This window comes from Pseudoflavonifractor intestinihominis, from assembly GCF_040096055.1.
In the GTDB taxonomy this organism is placed as follows: domain Bacteria; phylum Bacillota; class Clostridia; order Oscillospirales; family Oscillospiraceae; genus Pseudoflavonifractor; species Pseudoflavonifractor intestinihominis.
Genome location: NZ_JBBMFK010000018.1, coordinates 25,316 through 38,541, shown reverse-complemented (window position 1 = coordinate 38,541; position 13,226 = coordinate 25,316). Strand labels below are relative to the sequence as shown.

Here is a 13,226-nt window from a genome sequence, read left to right as displayed (position 1 = left end):
GGCGTCCCAGCGGCGCTTCCCGCCAAAGGCATATTCCGGGAAGGAGCGAGGACAATGAAAAAACGCCGCCTGCTGTCTGCCGTCCTGTGCGCCGCCCTGGGGCTGACCCTGTGGGCCCCTGGGGCGGCCGCGGGTGAGAAGGACGGGGACCACACCGGCTATGTATTCCGCGTACAGGAGACCGCCGTCATGCCGCTGAGCGCGGCGGAGGGTGTCAGGCCGGTGCCCTACGCCCAGGGGTACTACACGGCGGACAGTCTGGAGGACCTGAGGCCCTGGCTGGACGCGGGGCTGGTGGAGGAGGCCGTGCCCGATGCGGACCTGGAGCTTCTCTCCGGTGGAGAACCGGGGACAGAAACCACTCCGGGGGACCCGCTGGCCGGGGAGCAGTGGTATCTGGACGCCCTGGGCATGGAGGAGGTCTGGGCCTCCGGCCTGGACGGCAGCGGCGTCACTGTGGCGGTCATCGACTCAGGGCTGGTGCAGGGCCACGAGGACCTGGACTACGCCCGCGTGGCCGGGTACAACTTCCTGGGCGCCGAGGGCTATGGGGACACGGCGGACTGGGCGGATGCCACCGGCCACGGCAGCCTGGTCTCGGGCATCCTGGCAGCCCGGACGGACAACGGCGTGGGCGTGGCCGGTCTGGCCGACGGGGTGGAACTGCTGGCGCTGCGCTGCTTTGCCTCCAGCGACAACGGCACCACCACCGCCGGCAGCGGCAGCGTGTCCACCATCCTCAGCGCCATTGAGTACGCTGTTGACCAGGATGTGGACGTGATCAACATGAGTTTCGGCGGCACCAACGCCGACAGTCTGGCCATTCTGGAGCCCGTGCTGGAAAAGGCGGCGGCCCAGGGGATTATCCTGGTGGCCGCTGCGGGCAATGACGGCAGCAGCGTATACCGCTATCCCGCCGCTTTTGACTGCGTCATCGGCGTGGGCGGCGTGGACCGGGACGGCGGTGTGTACGCCAAATCCCAGCGCAACGACAGCGTGTTCCTCACCGCTCCGGCAGTGGACATCCGGGGCATCGGCTACACTGCCGGGGACGCCTACCGCTCGGACAGCGGCACCTCCATGGCCGCGCCCATGGTGTCCGCCATGGCCGCCCTGGCCAAGCAGGCGGACGGCGCCATAGACAACGGCGGCTTCCGTACCCTGCTGAAGGCCAGCGTGACCGACGGCGGCGAGACGGGGTATGACACCGGCTACGGCTGGGGCAGTCTCTCAGCGGCCGCCTTTGTCCGGGCCCTGACCGCCGACCAGCCCATCACCTATGAATGCGGCGAGGGCACCCTGCCCGCTGAAGGCAACTGGTCGGACGCCTACCGGATCGGTGAGGGGGATCAGGTGGTCCTGCCCACCCCTGTCCGGGAGGGGTACGACTTTACCGGCTGGTATCAGACGGCGGAGTGCACCGGCACACCGGTGACCGCCATTCCGGCAGGCAGCGTGGGCGCTGTGACCCTCTATGCGGGCTGGTCGGCGCGGCAGGAGCCAGAGCCGGAGCCTCCGGCGGTGGCCGAGGGACAGGAGGAGCAGACCGGGGCTGCCGCCCCCACCTCCCTGGACGGCCTGACCGCGGCCCAGCCCTATACGGCGGACGTGTCCGGCTGGTTCACCGGGGCCGCGTCCTATGAGTGCTCTGCCAACCCCGGCCTGGGCACGGTGGAGCTGTCGGGCAGTACGCTGACCTATACGCCCACCGCAGAGGCCGCCGGCCAGACGGTGACCTTTGCTATCAGGGGCGTCAGCGGCGGGGAGACGAGCGGCGATGTGACCGTGGCCGTGACCGTGGCCGCCCTGCCGGTGAGCGACGCCAGACTGGAGCGGACCGCTGTCTCCTACGACCTGTACACCCAGACCGGCGGCGTGACCGTGGGACTGAGCCTGTACGGGAACCGTCTCACCGGGGCGGCGGCGGGGGAGACACCCCTGGTCGCCGGGACGGACTATATTGTGACGGATAGTGACATTACCCTCACCCATGCCCTGCTGAAGGGGCTGGGCAGAGGAGAGCACACCCTGTACTTCGCCTTTGACAACGGCCGCACCGAGGCGGCCAAGCAGGCGGCCCTGACGGTCACCGTCGCCGACACCACACCGGTGACGCCGCCCCCTGATCCGGGGACAGGCGGAACCAGCGGCGGCGGCAGTATCGGCGGAGGAGGCGGAACCGGCGGAGGAATGGCTCCGCCAGAGGAGCCGGACCTGGAGCTGCTGGAATCTTCGGACGGTGCGTTCCGCTACGCGCTGAGCGGCGGCACAGCGGTGCTCACCTTTGACGCGGAGCAGCTGGACAAACTGGCCGCAGGGGAAGCCTGCCTGGACCTGTCCGGCGTGGAGGGCGTGGAGGCCGTGACCCTGACAGGGGCGGACACAGCCGCCCTCACCAAGGGCGTAATCCTTCGGCTGCCGGAGGGGAGCGCGGCGCTTTCCGCCCAACTGACCGCACAGCTGGCCCGGGCTGCCGGAGAAAACACCTGGATGGCCACCCTCTGCCCGGCGGAGGAGCTGACCGGCGCCCAGCGCACCGCCGCAGCGGGCCGGCCGGTGTACGCCTTTGGCCTGTCGGCCGGCGGCCGGACGCTGGAGGCGCTGGACGGCGCCGCCGTCCTGACCCTGCCCTGGGTCCAGGCGGAGACGTCCCCGGTGGTTCTGGGCATGGCCCTGCTGGCGGAGGATGGCGCACTGACGCCGCTGGAGAGCAGTTGGGACCCCCTGAAGGGCACGCTCACGGCGGAAATCGGCAGCACGGGGGTGATCGTGCTCACCGGGGAAGCCTGGGCCAATCCCTTCTCCGACGTGCTGGAGACAGACTGGTTCTACGGCGCGGTGGGATACGTGTGCGCCGCCGGGATCATGGAGGGCAGCGGCGGCAGGTTCCTTCCGGCCGGCACAGTCACACGGGGGATGATCGCCGCCATGCTCTACCGTCTGGAAGGGGAGCCGGAAGCGGGCTCTGTCCGGGCGGAATTTGCAGATGTGGCTGAGGGAGCCTATTACGCCAAGGCGGTGGACTGGGCCCAGGCCAGCGGAGTGATGAACGGGTACGGCGAAGGCGCCTTCGGCCCTGAGGACCCGGTCACCCGGGAGCAGCTGGCGGCCATCCTCTACCGCTACGCCGGATACCGGAGCGGCAGTGCTCCGAAGGCGGACAGCGCATGCCTGGAGGACTGTGCGGACAGCGGCAGCATCTCCGGCTGGGCCCGCACGGCCATGGCTTGGGCCGTGGGCACAGGGGTCATAAACGGCAGAGCGGAGGGCCTTCTGGACCCGTCGGGCACTGCCGCCCGGGCGGAGGCCGCGGCGATTTTCCAGCGCACCATCCAACTGCTGCGGTAACCTGCACGGGAAGCGGGGAGGAACAGCAGAGAACAACCGCCATACGGAGCGTCTCCGTCTGGCGGTTGTTCTGTCGAGGAGCGTGGACCTGAGCTCAGGGCGGGACGGACGGAAAAGCAGAAGCGCAAGAAAATGGACAAAAATGACAGCAAGGCTGGTGGACTTCTGACGGCTGGGCTGGTATACTAGGGGTATCACACCGGCCTGGGGGACGCGCCCACCGCTGAGGAGACTCCCCTGTCCCCAAGGTTAGCGTTACTTCCACATCCGTTGGAGGCAGCCACAAGGCTCCAACGAGCATCACTATGTGAAAGGAAGGTCCATTATGGCACGAAAAAAGGCGAATCCCGCGAAAAAGGAAGCAGCAGTAGAGAAAGCGGACGCTCCGGCTGTGGAAAAGGAGACCGCTGCGAAAAAGACGGCGCCTGTTGAAGAACCGGCTGTGTCCGTTGCGGCGGAGGCCGCGCCTGCTGCGGAGAACAAAGAGGCTGCTGTTGCGGCGGGGACCATACCTGTTGTGAAAAACGAGGAGCCCGCCCCGAAGGAGGCGATGCCTGCGGAGGCGGAAGAAGCGCCGGCTGCTGAGACCGTGCCTGTTGTGGAAGAGAAGGAGCCTGCCGCAAAGGAGGCGGCGCCCGCTGAGGAAAAAGAAACGCCTGCCCCTGAGGCCGCGCCTGCTGCGGAAGAGAAGAAGCCCGCTGCAAAGAAGACGGCGTCTTCCAGAAAGAAGGCGGCTCCCGCCCCGGAGAAGAAGGAACCTACGGGGAAGAAGACGGCGGCCTCCCGGAAAAAGGCCGCGCCCGCCGCGGAAAAAGCGGCTCCTGCTGTGAAAGAAGCCATCCCTGTCAAGGAGGAAACAATCTCTGCTGTAGAGGAGGCTGCGCCTGTGTACGAGATCTCTAATCTGCCCCGCCGGAGTGTGGCGTTTATCGGTTCGGAGTGCCACCCGTTCGTCAAGACGGGCGGCCTGGGCGACGTGATGTACGCGCTGCCCCGGGAGCTGGTCCGGCTCAACTGTGACGTTCGTGTGATCCTGCCCCGCTACGCCTGCATCCCCAAGGAATATCAGGACAAGATGATCTACCGCGGCGAGTTCTACATGGACATGGGCATGACCAACCGCAACTATTACGTGGGGATCATGGAGTACATCTGTGACGGCGTGGTGTACGACTTCATCGACAATCAGGAGTTCTTCTCCGCGGGCAATCCGTATATCAACCTGGTGGACGACATTCCCAGATACTGCTTCTTCAGCAAAGCCGCCCTGGCCGCGCTGAACTACATGAACTGGATTCCCGACATCATCCACTGCCACGACTGGCAGGCGGGCCTTGTGCCGGTGTATCTGCGCACCCTGTTCAAGGACACGCCTGTGGGCCGCGCCCGGTCCATCCTCACCATCCACAACCTGCGCTTCCAGGGCATCTACAACATCCCCACCATCCAGTACTGGTCCGGGCTGCCCAACGAGGTGTTCAACATGGGCGCGCTGCAGCAGGACTGGGTGAACGCCAACATGCTCAAGGGCGGCCTGGCCTATGCCGACCGCATCACCACCGTCAGCGGCACCTATGCCTATGAGATCCAGACGGCTGAGTACGGCGAGCGGCTGGAGGGCCATCTGCGCTACCACAGCGGCAAGCTCAGAGGCATTGTCAACGGCATTGACTACGGCATGTGGAACCCGGAGACCGACCCCGCGCTGGCGGCCAACTACGGCCTCGGCAATGTGCTGGACCACAAGATGGAGAACAAGCTGGCCCTGCAGAAGGAGCTGGGCCTGGAGGAGGACGAGGGCAAGTTCGTCATCGGTCTGATCTCCCGCCTGACCAACCAGAAGGGCCTGGATCTGGTCAGCGCCATCATTCCCCAGGTGCTGGACGGCAACACCCAGGTGGTGGTGCTGGGCACCGGGGACAAGCAGTACGAGGACACCTTCCGCTACTATGAGGACACCTACCGGGGCACCTTCAGCGCCTGCATCCAGTACGACGAGGCGCGGGCCCACCGGATCTACGCGGGCGCGGACGCCCTGATGGTGCCCTCCCGCTTTGAGCCCTGCGGCCTGACCCAGCTCAACGCCATGCACTACGGCACCATCCCCATTGTCCGGGAGACCGGCGGCCTGAAGGACACCGTGGAGCCCTACAACGAGTACACCGGCGACGGCAACGGCTTCACCTTTGACCGCTATGAGGCGGGACTCCTTCTGGACGCCATCAACCGGGCCAAGACCGTCTACTTCACCAACCGGTACCACTGGGACGAGGTGGTCCAGCGGGACATGGCCAAGGATGTGTCCTGGGGGAACTCGGCGCGGCAGTACAAGGACCTGTACCTGGAGCTGACGCCCTGGTAATGCGCCGGATCGGATGACCGGCGGAATATGGCCGGCTGAAGAAAAACACCCGGGACCTCTGTGGAAACACAGGGGTCCCGGGTGTTTTGTCAGGCTGCCTGGCGGGCGGCAATGAAGTCCTCAATGGCTGCCACGGTCTGGGCCTGCTGCTCCTGGGCCGAGATCTCGGCGGGCAGGTCCCCCTTCTGGGGGCCGTAATTGCCGAACTGGGCGTGGTTGCCGCCCTGGATCTCCACCACGTTCTCCGTGTAGTCCAGCTTGTCCTCCACGCTCTGGTTCAGGGAGCCGTAGACAGTGAGGGTGTCCTCGGGCGGGTAGTCGCCGTAGATGTAGGCCCCCAGCAGGATGAGCCCGTCCACCTGGTCCGGGTGGTCGGCGGCAAATTGGGAGGCCATGGCCCCGCCCATGGAGTGCCCGGCCATGTACCAGTGCTCCACGTCGGGGAACCGGGCCATCACATCCTCAGCGGCGTTGGGGTCGAAGATGGCCATGCGGAAGGGCATGTCCACCAGAATGCAGGTCACGCCGGTCTGCCGGATCTGGTCCAGCAGGGGCAGATAGGCGGCGGCCTCCACCTTGGCGCCTGGGTAGAAGATGATGGCCGTGTCACTGGGGACCGAGGGGGAGAGGATGGTCAGATTGTCCCTTGTCTCGATGCCGTCGTCCTGGGCCAGAACGGCCAGGGCCACGTCCTCGGCCCGGTAGTAGTCGGACACATACCAGAAAAACCCGGCTGCCAGCACCACCAGCACGGCCAGCAGCACGCCGCCGGCAATGAGCAGTCTTTTGCGAAGGGGATGTTTCGCCTTCATATCCAATCACCTTTCCTGCGGGAGCGACGGCGTCACTCCACGGCGTATATGGTCCGGCAGAGGGCTTTGCCCGACCTGGTCCGGAAGATCTGCTCCAGGGCGCGGCTCACCGTCTGCCGGCTCAGGCCGTCCTCGTAAAAATTCACCAGAAAATCCGCCTCCACCAGGATCTGGTAGTCCGGACCGTCAATATCCGTATAGGTGTGGTGGTGGCCCACCAGATAACAGATCCGGTCGGTGTCCTCCGGCGCAAGGCCCAGCTCCTCCAGCATGGTCCGGGCGTAGGCCGGACCCTCCTGCTCCTGGAGGGGGCCGGTGCAGGCGCCGTATTTCTCCTCCGCCGGGTGGATGCCGATGTCGTGGACCAGGGCGGCGCACTCGGTGACAAACTGGGTGTGGGCGTCCAGACCCTCCATGCGTCCGATCATCTGGGCGAAGCGGTGCACCTTCATCAGGTGCTGGATGCGCATGGGGTCGCCCCGGTCAAAGTCGAACATCCGCTGTTCCAGCAGATCGATCAGCTCCCTGTTTTCCATAAAAACCTCCTGCTGCTTGCGTTCTGACTGTCAGCCACGCTTCACCTGGTCGATGACCTTCTGATAGGGCGCCACCATGGCCTGGGTCATCTTGCCCTTGGCCTGCTTTTGCACCGACGGGATGGCCATCAGGGCGCCCACCAGCTTCATCTGCAGGATGCGCTTTTTCTGCTTCTGGGGGAAGTCATAGATGCCGTGCTGCTTGTAGAACTTGTGGTCGGCCTTCATCAGGCCCTGCATGACGTAGATCAGGTCCCGGAAGATCTTCATGCCGCCCACGCCGTAGAAGTTGGCGGGACGGGTCAGCTTCTTCTCCATGGCAAAGGCCAGGTTCTCCGCCAGAGAGCGGATGTCCCCGGCGGTGTCTCCCTCGTCGGTGGCCACGCCGGCCAAGTAGTTGCCCCCCACCTCGGCCCGGCCCTCCACGATCATCCGCAGGTTGGGCTCGTACCGGTAGTCGCCGCTGATGAGGTAGGCGATGGGGGTGCCGTGGGTGACGGTGCGGTGGCCGTTGCAGAACTGCCGGTCGTCAAAGCACTTGAAGCTGGAGTGGGTGTAGTGGTCGGAGATGGTGAAGGCGTACACAAAGCCGTCGGCGGTCTGGATGGTGTTGCGCAGGAATTCGTCAAAACCGTCCTTGTAGACGCACTTGCCGGTGATGGCGCAGCCGAAGCAGCCCAGGCACCCGCCGCCGAAGGGGAAGTCCCGCAGGTTGACCACCCGGCTCTCGCAGGGCAGGGCGGCGCGGAAGTCGGCGATCATGTTGGCCAGGTTCTGGTCGTCGGGGGCACAGTTGGTCACGATGACCACGTCCTTGCCGGCGGTCTTGGCCGCCTGGGGCAGGGCGGGCTGATAGACGGCCTTGTCCCGTGCCGGGGCTTTGACCGGCGGGGTGACGAACAGGCCGTGTGCACAGGAGAAGATGAGCTGGTCGAAGAAGTCCCGGGCCTCCTTCTGCCCCTGCTCACTCAGCAGGTCCTCCATGTCGGCGGACAGGCCCCGGATCACCTTCATGCCCAGGTCAAAGCAGTTCTCCTCCACGTACCGGTGGGCAGTCACGTCGTAGAAGTGCTTGGAGGTGGTGATCTGGCTGGCGAATTTGCCGCTCAGGTCCACTCCGTCGGCCTTGATGAGCTCGATGAGCCGGTGGAGCTGGTAGGGGGCGATGAAGGTGTAGACCGGGTAGCAGAACAGAACCAGATCGGCCTGTTCCAGGGCGGCGCGGACGGGGGAGAAGTCCTTTTCACAGGCCTTGATGCGCTGTCCCACAGGCAGGAAGGTGAAGCTGTGCTCCGGGTGCAGGGCCTGCAGGTAGAGGGCGGTGTGGACGGTGGCGGAATTTTTCCCCTTGGGGCTGGCGTTCAAAACGAGAATGTTCATGGCTGTTCCTCCAATTCACAGAGCAGGCGGCGGTACCAGTCCCGCTCAAACTGGGCGGCGGCAATGCCGTACTCGATGGTGTATCCCTGGAAGCGAAAGATGGCGTCCCAGTCCTGTCCGGGGGGCAGGGGGCTCTCCTGGACCTGCCGGAACCGCTCCCGGATGGCCTGCAGCACGGCGGCCGTCTCCTCCATCTGGCGGATGTAGTCCCGGATGGCGGCGGTCCGCTCCTCCGGCCTGGCCAGGCCCAGGAAAAACAGCCGGGATAGCTCCATGTTTTTCACTTTATCCGCCTGCATGGGCTGGGCCACCCAGGCGGAAAAGGCGGCGCGGCCTTCCTCCGTGATGGAGAAGGTCTTTTTGCGCCGCCTGCCCTGGGTGGTCTCGGCGGCGGTGATGCGGCCCTCCCGCTCCAGCTTGGCCAGGGCGGTCTGTACGCTGCCCGCGCTGTGGGAGCAGATGAGGGCCAGGTTCTGCCTGATGAACTGCTGCAGCTCATACCCGGTCATGGGGGAGAGGATCAGCAGGCCCAGCACCAGATATTCCATAGACGCCTCCAAATATATCGAATAGAGATATTATACGGCGGACGGACAGTCCAAGTCAACAGAAAAGAGAGCGATCGAGCGGTTTGCCCGCTGTTTTCCGGCTGAATCCCGGACCGGCTGTCACAGAACCGGCTCGATGACGGCCCGGAAATACCGGTCCAGCTCCTCCGGGGGCTGCTTCATCCGGCCCCTGCTCCACCACAGCACCATCTCCACAAAGCTGCCGGATATGTGGTTGATGAGAAAGTCCTGGGGGATGCGGGGATTGGGGGCGCGGTTCAGGCTGGCCAGCTGGGACCGCACCAGCTCATTCAGGCTGTCCCGGAAATAGCGCAGGAAGAGCTCGCTGCTCTCACAGGAGAGGAGCCCCATGATGTTCCGGTCGTTCTCCTGCAGGTGCTGCAGCAGGTGGCAGAACACGGACTCCGGCGCGCTGCCGTCGGAGTAGAGCCCGTGGGTGTGGGTGCAGTCCATGGCGCTGCTGACGATGTGGCCGAACAGCTCCCCGCACAGCTCCTTGAGCAGGTCGTCTTTGGTTTCGAAATGGGCGTAAAAAGTGGTGCGCCCCACATTGGCGGCGTCGATGATCTCCTGCACCGTGATCTTGCTGTAGGCCTTCTCCGCCAGCAGGGCGGTGAAGGCGGAAAAGATCGCCGCTCTCGTTTTTTGCTGCCGTCTGTCCATACAAGCTCCCTTCGTACAAATCCGCCCAAATGTTCGGTAGAGAACATGTGGGCCCAATCATCCGTTGCCTTTCCCGCGGCATGTCCCTACAATAAAAACGAACAGAGTGTTTGCTATCAAATTGATTGTACGGAAAGCCTCTGTATCTGTCAAGCAGAGGGAGGAAGAAGGATGATAAAGAGAGTCAGCGATGTTCTGGCCGGACTGCCCATGACCATTGTGGCGGGCGTGTTTCTGCTGTTCGACCTGGTACCCCACCTGATGGGGGAGACGGGCGGACACCCGGGCATCCTGCCCTTTGATCCGGCCTGGGTGACGGTGCTCATCAGCGGCATCCCGCTGCTGTATCTGGCCGTCTGGCGGATCATACACAACCCCGGCATCAGCAAGATCTCCTCCGCGCTGCTGATCTGCATCGCCATGTTCGCCGCCATTGCCATCGGGGACCTGTTTGCGGCGGGCGAGGTGGCCTTTATCATGGCCATCGGGGCGCTGCTGGAGGAGGCCACCACCGAGCGGGCGAAAAAGGGCCTGAAGCAGCTGCTCAGCCTGGCCCCTGTGCAGGGGCGCAGGCTGTCCGGCAGGCGGGAGGAGATGGTGCCGGCGGAGGAGATCCGGCAGGGGGACCTGCTGCGTATTCTGCCCGGCGAGACCATCCCGGTGGACGGAGAGATCGTCAGCGGCGAGACCTCTGTGGACCAGTCTATTATGACGGGGGAATCCCTGCCTGTGGACAAGGGCGTGGGGGACGGGGTGTTCTGCGGCACCATCAACCGCTTCGGGGCCATTGACATCACGGCCACCAGGGTGGGGGAGGACAGCTCCCTCCAGACCCTCATCCGCATGGTGCGGGAGGCGGAGAGCAGCCAGGCGCCCATGCAGCGCCTGGCGGACCGGTGCGCCAGCTGGCTGGTGCCGGTGGCGCTGCTGATCGCCGTGGCCGCCTACCTGGGGACGGGGAATATCATCACGGCTGTCACCGTGCTGGTGGTGTTCTGCCCCTGCGCCCTTGTGCTGGCCACGCCCACCGCTATTATGGCGGCCATCGGCCAGGCGACCAAGCACGGCGTGATCATCAAGTCCGGCGAGGCCTTGGAGAAAATGGGAAAGGTGGACACCATCGCCTTTGACAAGACGGGCACGCTGACCTATGGCCGGCTGGAGGTCAGCGACGTCCTGCCCTTTGATCCCGCGGTCAGCGCGGCGGAGCTGCTGACCCTGGCCGCCGCCGCGGAGTCCAGAAGCGAGCATCCGCTGGGCAAGGCCATCGTGGCCCGGGCCAGGGAGGAGGGACTCGCCCTTCCAACTTCCGACGAGTTCCGGATGACGGCAGGCAAGGGGGTAAGCGCCCGGGTGGAAGGCAGGGCGCTGCTCTGCGGCAAGGAGGCCTTCCTTGCGGAAAGCGGCGTGTCCCCTGACGGCGGCGTCCGGGATATCCTGGAGAGACTGCGCGTGCAGGGGAAGGCCTCCGTCCTGGTGGCGGAGGGGAACCGCTGTCTGGGCGTGATCGCCCTCTCCGACGTGCTGCGCCCGGAGGCAAAGGACATGGTCTCCCGCCTGACCGGAATGGGGGCCCGCACCGTTCTGCTCACCGGCGACCACAGGACAACAGCCGCCTATTTTGCCCAACAGGCCGGAATTTCCGATGTCCGGGCGGAGCTGCTGCCGGAGGAGAAGGTGGGGAGCATCCAGGAGCTGCGGCGCGGGGGATGCAGGGTCTGCATGATCGGCGACGGGGTCAACGACGCGCCGGCGCTGAAGACCGCCGACGTCAGCGTGGCAATGGGGGGCATGGGGAGCGACATCGCCGTGGATGCCGCGGATATCGCCCTGATGCGCGACGATCTCTCCCGCATCCCCTACCTGAAGCGCCTGTCCGACGCCACGGTAAAGACCATCAAATTGAGCATCACGCTGTCCATGTGCATTAACCTTGTGGCCATCATTCTCTCCCTCCTGGGAATGCTGACGCCCACCACCGGGGCCCTGGTTCACAATGCCGGCTCCTGCTTTGTGGTCCTGATCGCGGCCCTGCTCTACGACAGGAAATTCGAGTGAGCCGCCTGTTCCGGAGACCCGGGGATATCCGGGGCCGGAGGGCAGAAAGCCCGCCCACGGCGCAGACGCGCCGGGGCGGGCTTTGTGATGTGCATCGGGCAGACAAAATCGGAGGGCCGCCGGGCAGCGGAGCGGGAGGACCTCAGATCTTGTCGGCCAGGGCGGCGGCCTTCCGGCAGCCGTCGGTTTTCTCAATATCGCCGGGCTTGAGGACGCCGGGCACCAGCACCTCGCCCACCATCTTCCACTTGTTCAGCGCGGCGGTGCGCTCCATGGGGACCCGTACGCCGTCCAGCACGGACAGGTCCTCCTCCTCGCAGCAGGCGATCAGGGCGCACTCCTTTCCGGCTATGTCCTTGCCGCCCACCACCAGGGAGTAGATCCGGTCGATGACCCCCTTGATCTGGGCGGGGATGGAGTACCAGTAGACCGGCATGGTGAAGACGATGGCGTCGGCCTCCAGGATGGCCGGGGCGATGGTGTTGAAATCGTCGTCAAAGGTGCAGGCCTTCCCGGTGCTGAAGCAGGTCTCACAGGCCCGGCAGCCGCCGATCTTCATCATGGCCGCGTCAAAACGGGTCACGGTGTGTCCCTTTGCCTTCGCGGCCTTGATAAAGCTGTCGGTCATGGCAAAGCTGTTGCCGTTCCTGCGGGGACTGCCGGTGATCACAACCACGTTCTTGCTCATAATGCTCCTCCTTGTCTGTGTGAGATTGACTTTCTTCCCACCTGATATTACAATCATAGCAAGAACTGGTGAAAGAACAAGTACGCACATTTTGGTGCGATACTTGCATCGAGGTTTGGTACTTACCAAAAGGAGAGTGTCAAATGGGAGAGGCAGAAGCGTACAGAGCCTGCATTTCCACCGCCAATCTGGCGGATACGGGTTTCAGCTATACCCTGTCGCTGATCAGCGGGAAGTATAAGATGACCATCCTCTACACCCTCATGTGTTTTGGGGTGGTCCGGTTCAACGAGATGAAGAAGTATATCGGTGGGATCTCCTACAAGACCCTCAGCGCCACCCTGAAGGAGCTGGAGGCGGATCAGCTGGTCCACCGGGAGGAGTATCCCCAGATCCCGCCCAAGGTGGAGTACAGCCTGACGGAGCGGGGAAGGTCTCTGATCCCCATCCTAGACCAGATGTGCGACTGGGGCGAGCGAAACAGACTGTGAAACGGAAGGAGGGGGCCCTGTGGAGAGACCCAAGATCCGCCTGACCCTGATCGACCGCAAAGGCCCCTGCGGCTGCCATCGGGGGCACCGCGTGGGGGACACGTTCGATTTTGACACGGAGCGGGGACGGCTGTGTCCCATGGCCATGCATGTGGCATTCCCCTATATCGACATCCTGCGGTATGGGGGCGCCATACCGGGGCAGCCGGAGGGCACGGCGGTGTTCCGCTGCCCTGATGTGGATGTGATCAACGTGTTCAAAATCGAAAAGATAGAGCCGTAGACGCATGCCCTGCGGAAGAGCGAAAACCGGGACCGC

At 64.6% G+C, this 13,226-nt stretch carries 11 protein-coding genes; 5 read left to right on the top strand and 6 right to left on the bottom strand.

Translation table 11 applies throughout. The annotated features are described in order from the left end of the window. Positions 1 to 54: 54 nt before the first annotated feature. Both WMO64_RS11300 and WMO64_RS11295 read left to right on the top strand, forming a co-directional pair. Positions 55 to 3,348, top strand: a complete 3,294-nt coding sequence (locus WMO64_RS11300; RefSeq protein ID WP_349232031.1) for a S8 family serine peptidase — start codon at positions 55 to 57, stop codon at positions 3,346 to 3,348. A 325-nt stretch (positions 3,349 to 3,673) separates the two neighbouring features. Next, on the top strand, positions 3,674 to 5,710 hold the full coding sequence (locus WMO64_RS11295; RefSeq protein WP_349232030.1) for a glycogen/starch synthase: 2,037 nt from the start codon (positions 3,674 to 3,676) through the stop codon (positions 5,708 to 5,710). 89 nt (positions 5,711 to 5,799) lie between these two features. Here WMO64_RS11295 and WMO64_RS11290 read toward each other — a convergent pair whose 3' ends face one another. The 5 genes from WMO64_RS11290 to WMO64_RS11270 form a co-directional block, all read right to left on the bottom strand. Further along, positions 5,800 to 6,522, bottom strand: coding sequence for an alpha/beta fold hydrolase (locus WMO64_RS11290; RefSeq protein WP_294517089.1), 723 nt, complete (start codon positions 6,520 to 6,522; stop codon positions 5,800 to 5,802). A 32-nt stretch (positions 6,523 to 6,554) separates the two neighbouring features. Beyond that, the gene (locus WMO64_RS11285) at positions 6,555 to 7,058 is read right to left on the bottom strand and encodes an HD domain-containing protein (RefSeq protein ID WP_349232029.1); all 504 of its coding nucleotides are present in this window, start codon (positions 7,056 to 7,058) and stop codon (positions 6,555 to 6,557) included. 30 nt (positions 7,059 to 7,088) lie between these two features. Then, a complete protein-coding gene (locus tag WMO64_RS11280; protein WP_349232028.1) occupies positions 7,089 to 8,438 on the bottom strand; it encodes an NAD(P)H-dependent oxidoreductase in 1,350 nt (449 codons plus the stop codon). Continuing rightward, positions 8,435 to 8,986, bottom strand: a complete 552-nt coding sequence (locus tag WMO64_RS11275; RefSeq protein WP_349232027.1) for a PadR family transcriptional regulator — start codon at positions 8,984 to 8,986, stop codon at positions 8,435 to 8,437. Before WMO64_RS11275 ends, WMO64_RS11280 begins: the two co-directional genes overlap by 4 nt. Positions 8,987 to 9,106: 120 nt before the next feature. Next, complete coding sequence (locus WMO64_RS11270; protein ID WP_294517078.1) at positions 9,107 to 9,670, bottom strand: TetR/AcrR family transcriptional regulator; 564 nt, start codon at positions 9,668 to 9,670, stop codon at positions 9,107 to 9,109. Positions 9,671 to 9,841: 171 nt separating this feature from the next. Between WMO64_RS11270 and WMO64_RS11265 the strand changes: the two genes are divergently transcribed. Continuing rightward, positions 9,842 to 11,728 carry a heavy metal translocating P-type ATPase gene (locus tag WMO64_RS11265; RefSeq protein WP_349232026.1) on the top strand — a complete coding sequence of 629 codons (1,887 nt, stop codon included), beginning with the start codon at positions 9,842 to 9,844 and terminating at the stop codon, positions 11,726 to 11,728. Positions 11,729 to 11,870: 142 nt separating this feature from the next. Here WMO64_RS11265 and WMO64_RS11260 read toward each other — a convergent pair whose 3' ends face one another. Next, complete coding sequence (locus tag WMO64_RS11260; protein WP_294517074.1) at positions 11,871 to 12,416, bottom strand: flavodoxin family protein; 546 nt, start codon at positions 12,414 to 12,416, stop codon at positions 11,871 to 11,873. A gap of 143 nt (positions 12,417 to 12,559) precedes the next feature. Between WMO64_RS11260 and WMO64_RS11255 the strand changes: the two genes are divergently transcribed. Both WMO64_RS11255 and WMO64_RS11250 read left to right on the top strand, forming a co-directional pair. Next, positions 12,560 to 12,907: a winged helix-turn-helix transcriptional regulator gene (locus WMO64_RS11255; RefSeq protein WP_294517072.1), complete on the top strand. Its 348-nt coding sequence runs from the start codon at positions 12,560 to 12,562 to the stop codon at positions 12,905 to 12,907. Positions 12,908 to 12,926: 19 nt separating this feature from the next. Continuing rightward, on the top strand, positions 12,927 to 13,190 hold the full coding sequence (locus tag WMO64_RS11250; RefSeq protein WP_349232025.1) for a TIGR04076 family protein: 264 nt from the start codon (positions 12,927 to 12,929) through the stop codon (positions 13,188 to 13,190). Positions 13,191 to 13,226: the final 36 nt, after the last annotated feature.

Coding starts and splice junctions, on each gene's coding strand:
- WMO64_RS11300 (WP_349232031.1), top strand. CDS start 55: ATGAAAAAACGCCGCCTGCTGTCTGCCGTCCTGTGCGCCGCCCTGGGG.
- WMO64_RS11265 (WP_349232026.1), top strand. CDS start 9,842: ATGATAAAGAGAGTCAGCGATGTTCTGGCCGGACTGCCCATGACCATT.
- WMO64_RS11255 (WP_294517072.1), top strand. CDS start 12,560: ATGGGAGAGGCAGAAGCGTACAGAGCCTGCATTTCCACCGCCAATCTG.
- WMO64_RS11290 (WP_294517089.1), bottom strand. CDS start 6,522: ATGAAGGCGAAACATCCCCTTCGCAAAAGACTGCTCATTGCCGGCGGC.
- WMO64_RS11275 (WP_349232027.1), bottom strand. CDS start 8,986: ATGGAATATCTGGTGCTGGGCCTGCTGATCCTCTCCCCCATGACCGGG.
- WMO64_RS11295 (WP_349232030.1), top strand. CDS start 3,674: ATGGCACGAAAAAAGGCGAATCCCGCGAAAAAGGAAGCAGCAGTAGAG.
- WMO64_RS11260 (WP_294517074.1), bottom strand. CDS start 12,416: ATGAGCAAGAACGTGGTTGTGATCACCGGCAGTCCCCGCAGGAACGGC.
- WMO64_RS11280 (WP_349232028.1), bottom strand. CDS start 8,438: ATGAACATTCTCGTTTTGAACGCCAGCCCCAAGGGGAAAAATTCCGCC.
- WMO64_RS11270 (WP_294517078.1), bottom strand. CDS start 9,670: ATGGACAGACGGCAGCAAAAAACGAGAGCGGCGATCTTTTCCGCCTTC.
- WMO64_RS11285 (WP_349232029.1), bottom strand. CDS start 7,058: ATGGAAAACAGGGAGCTGATCGATCTGCTGGAACAGCGGATGTTCGAC.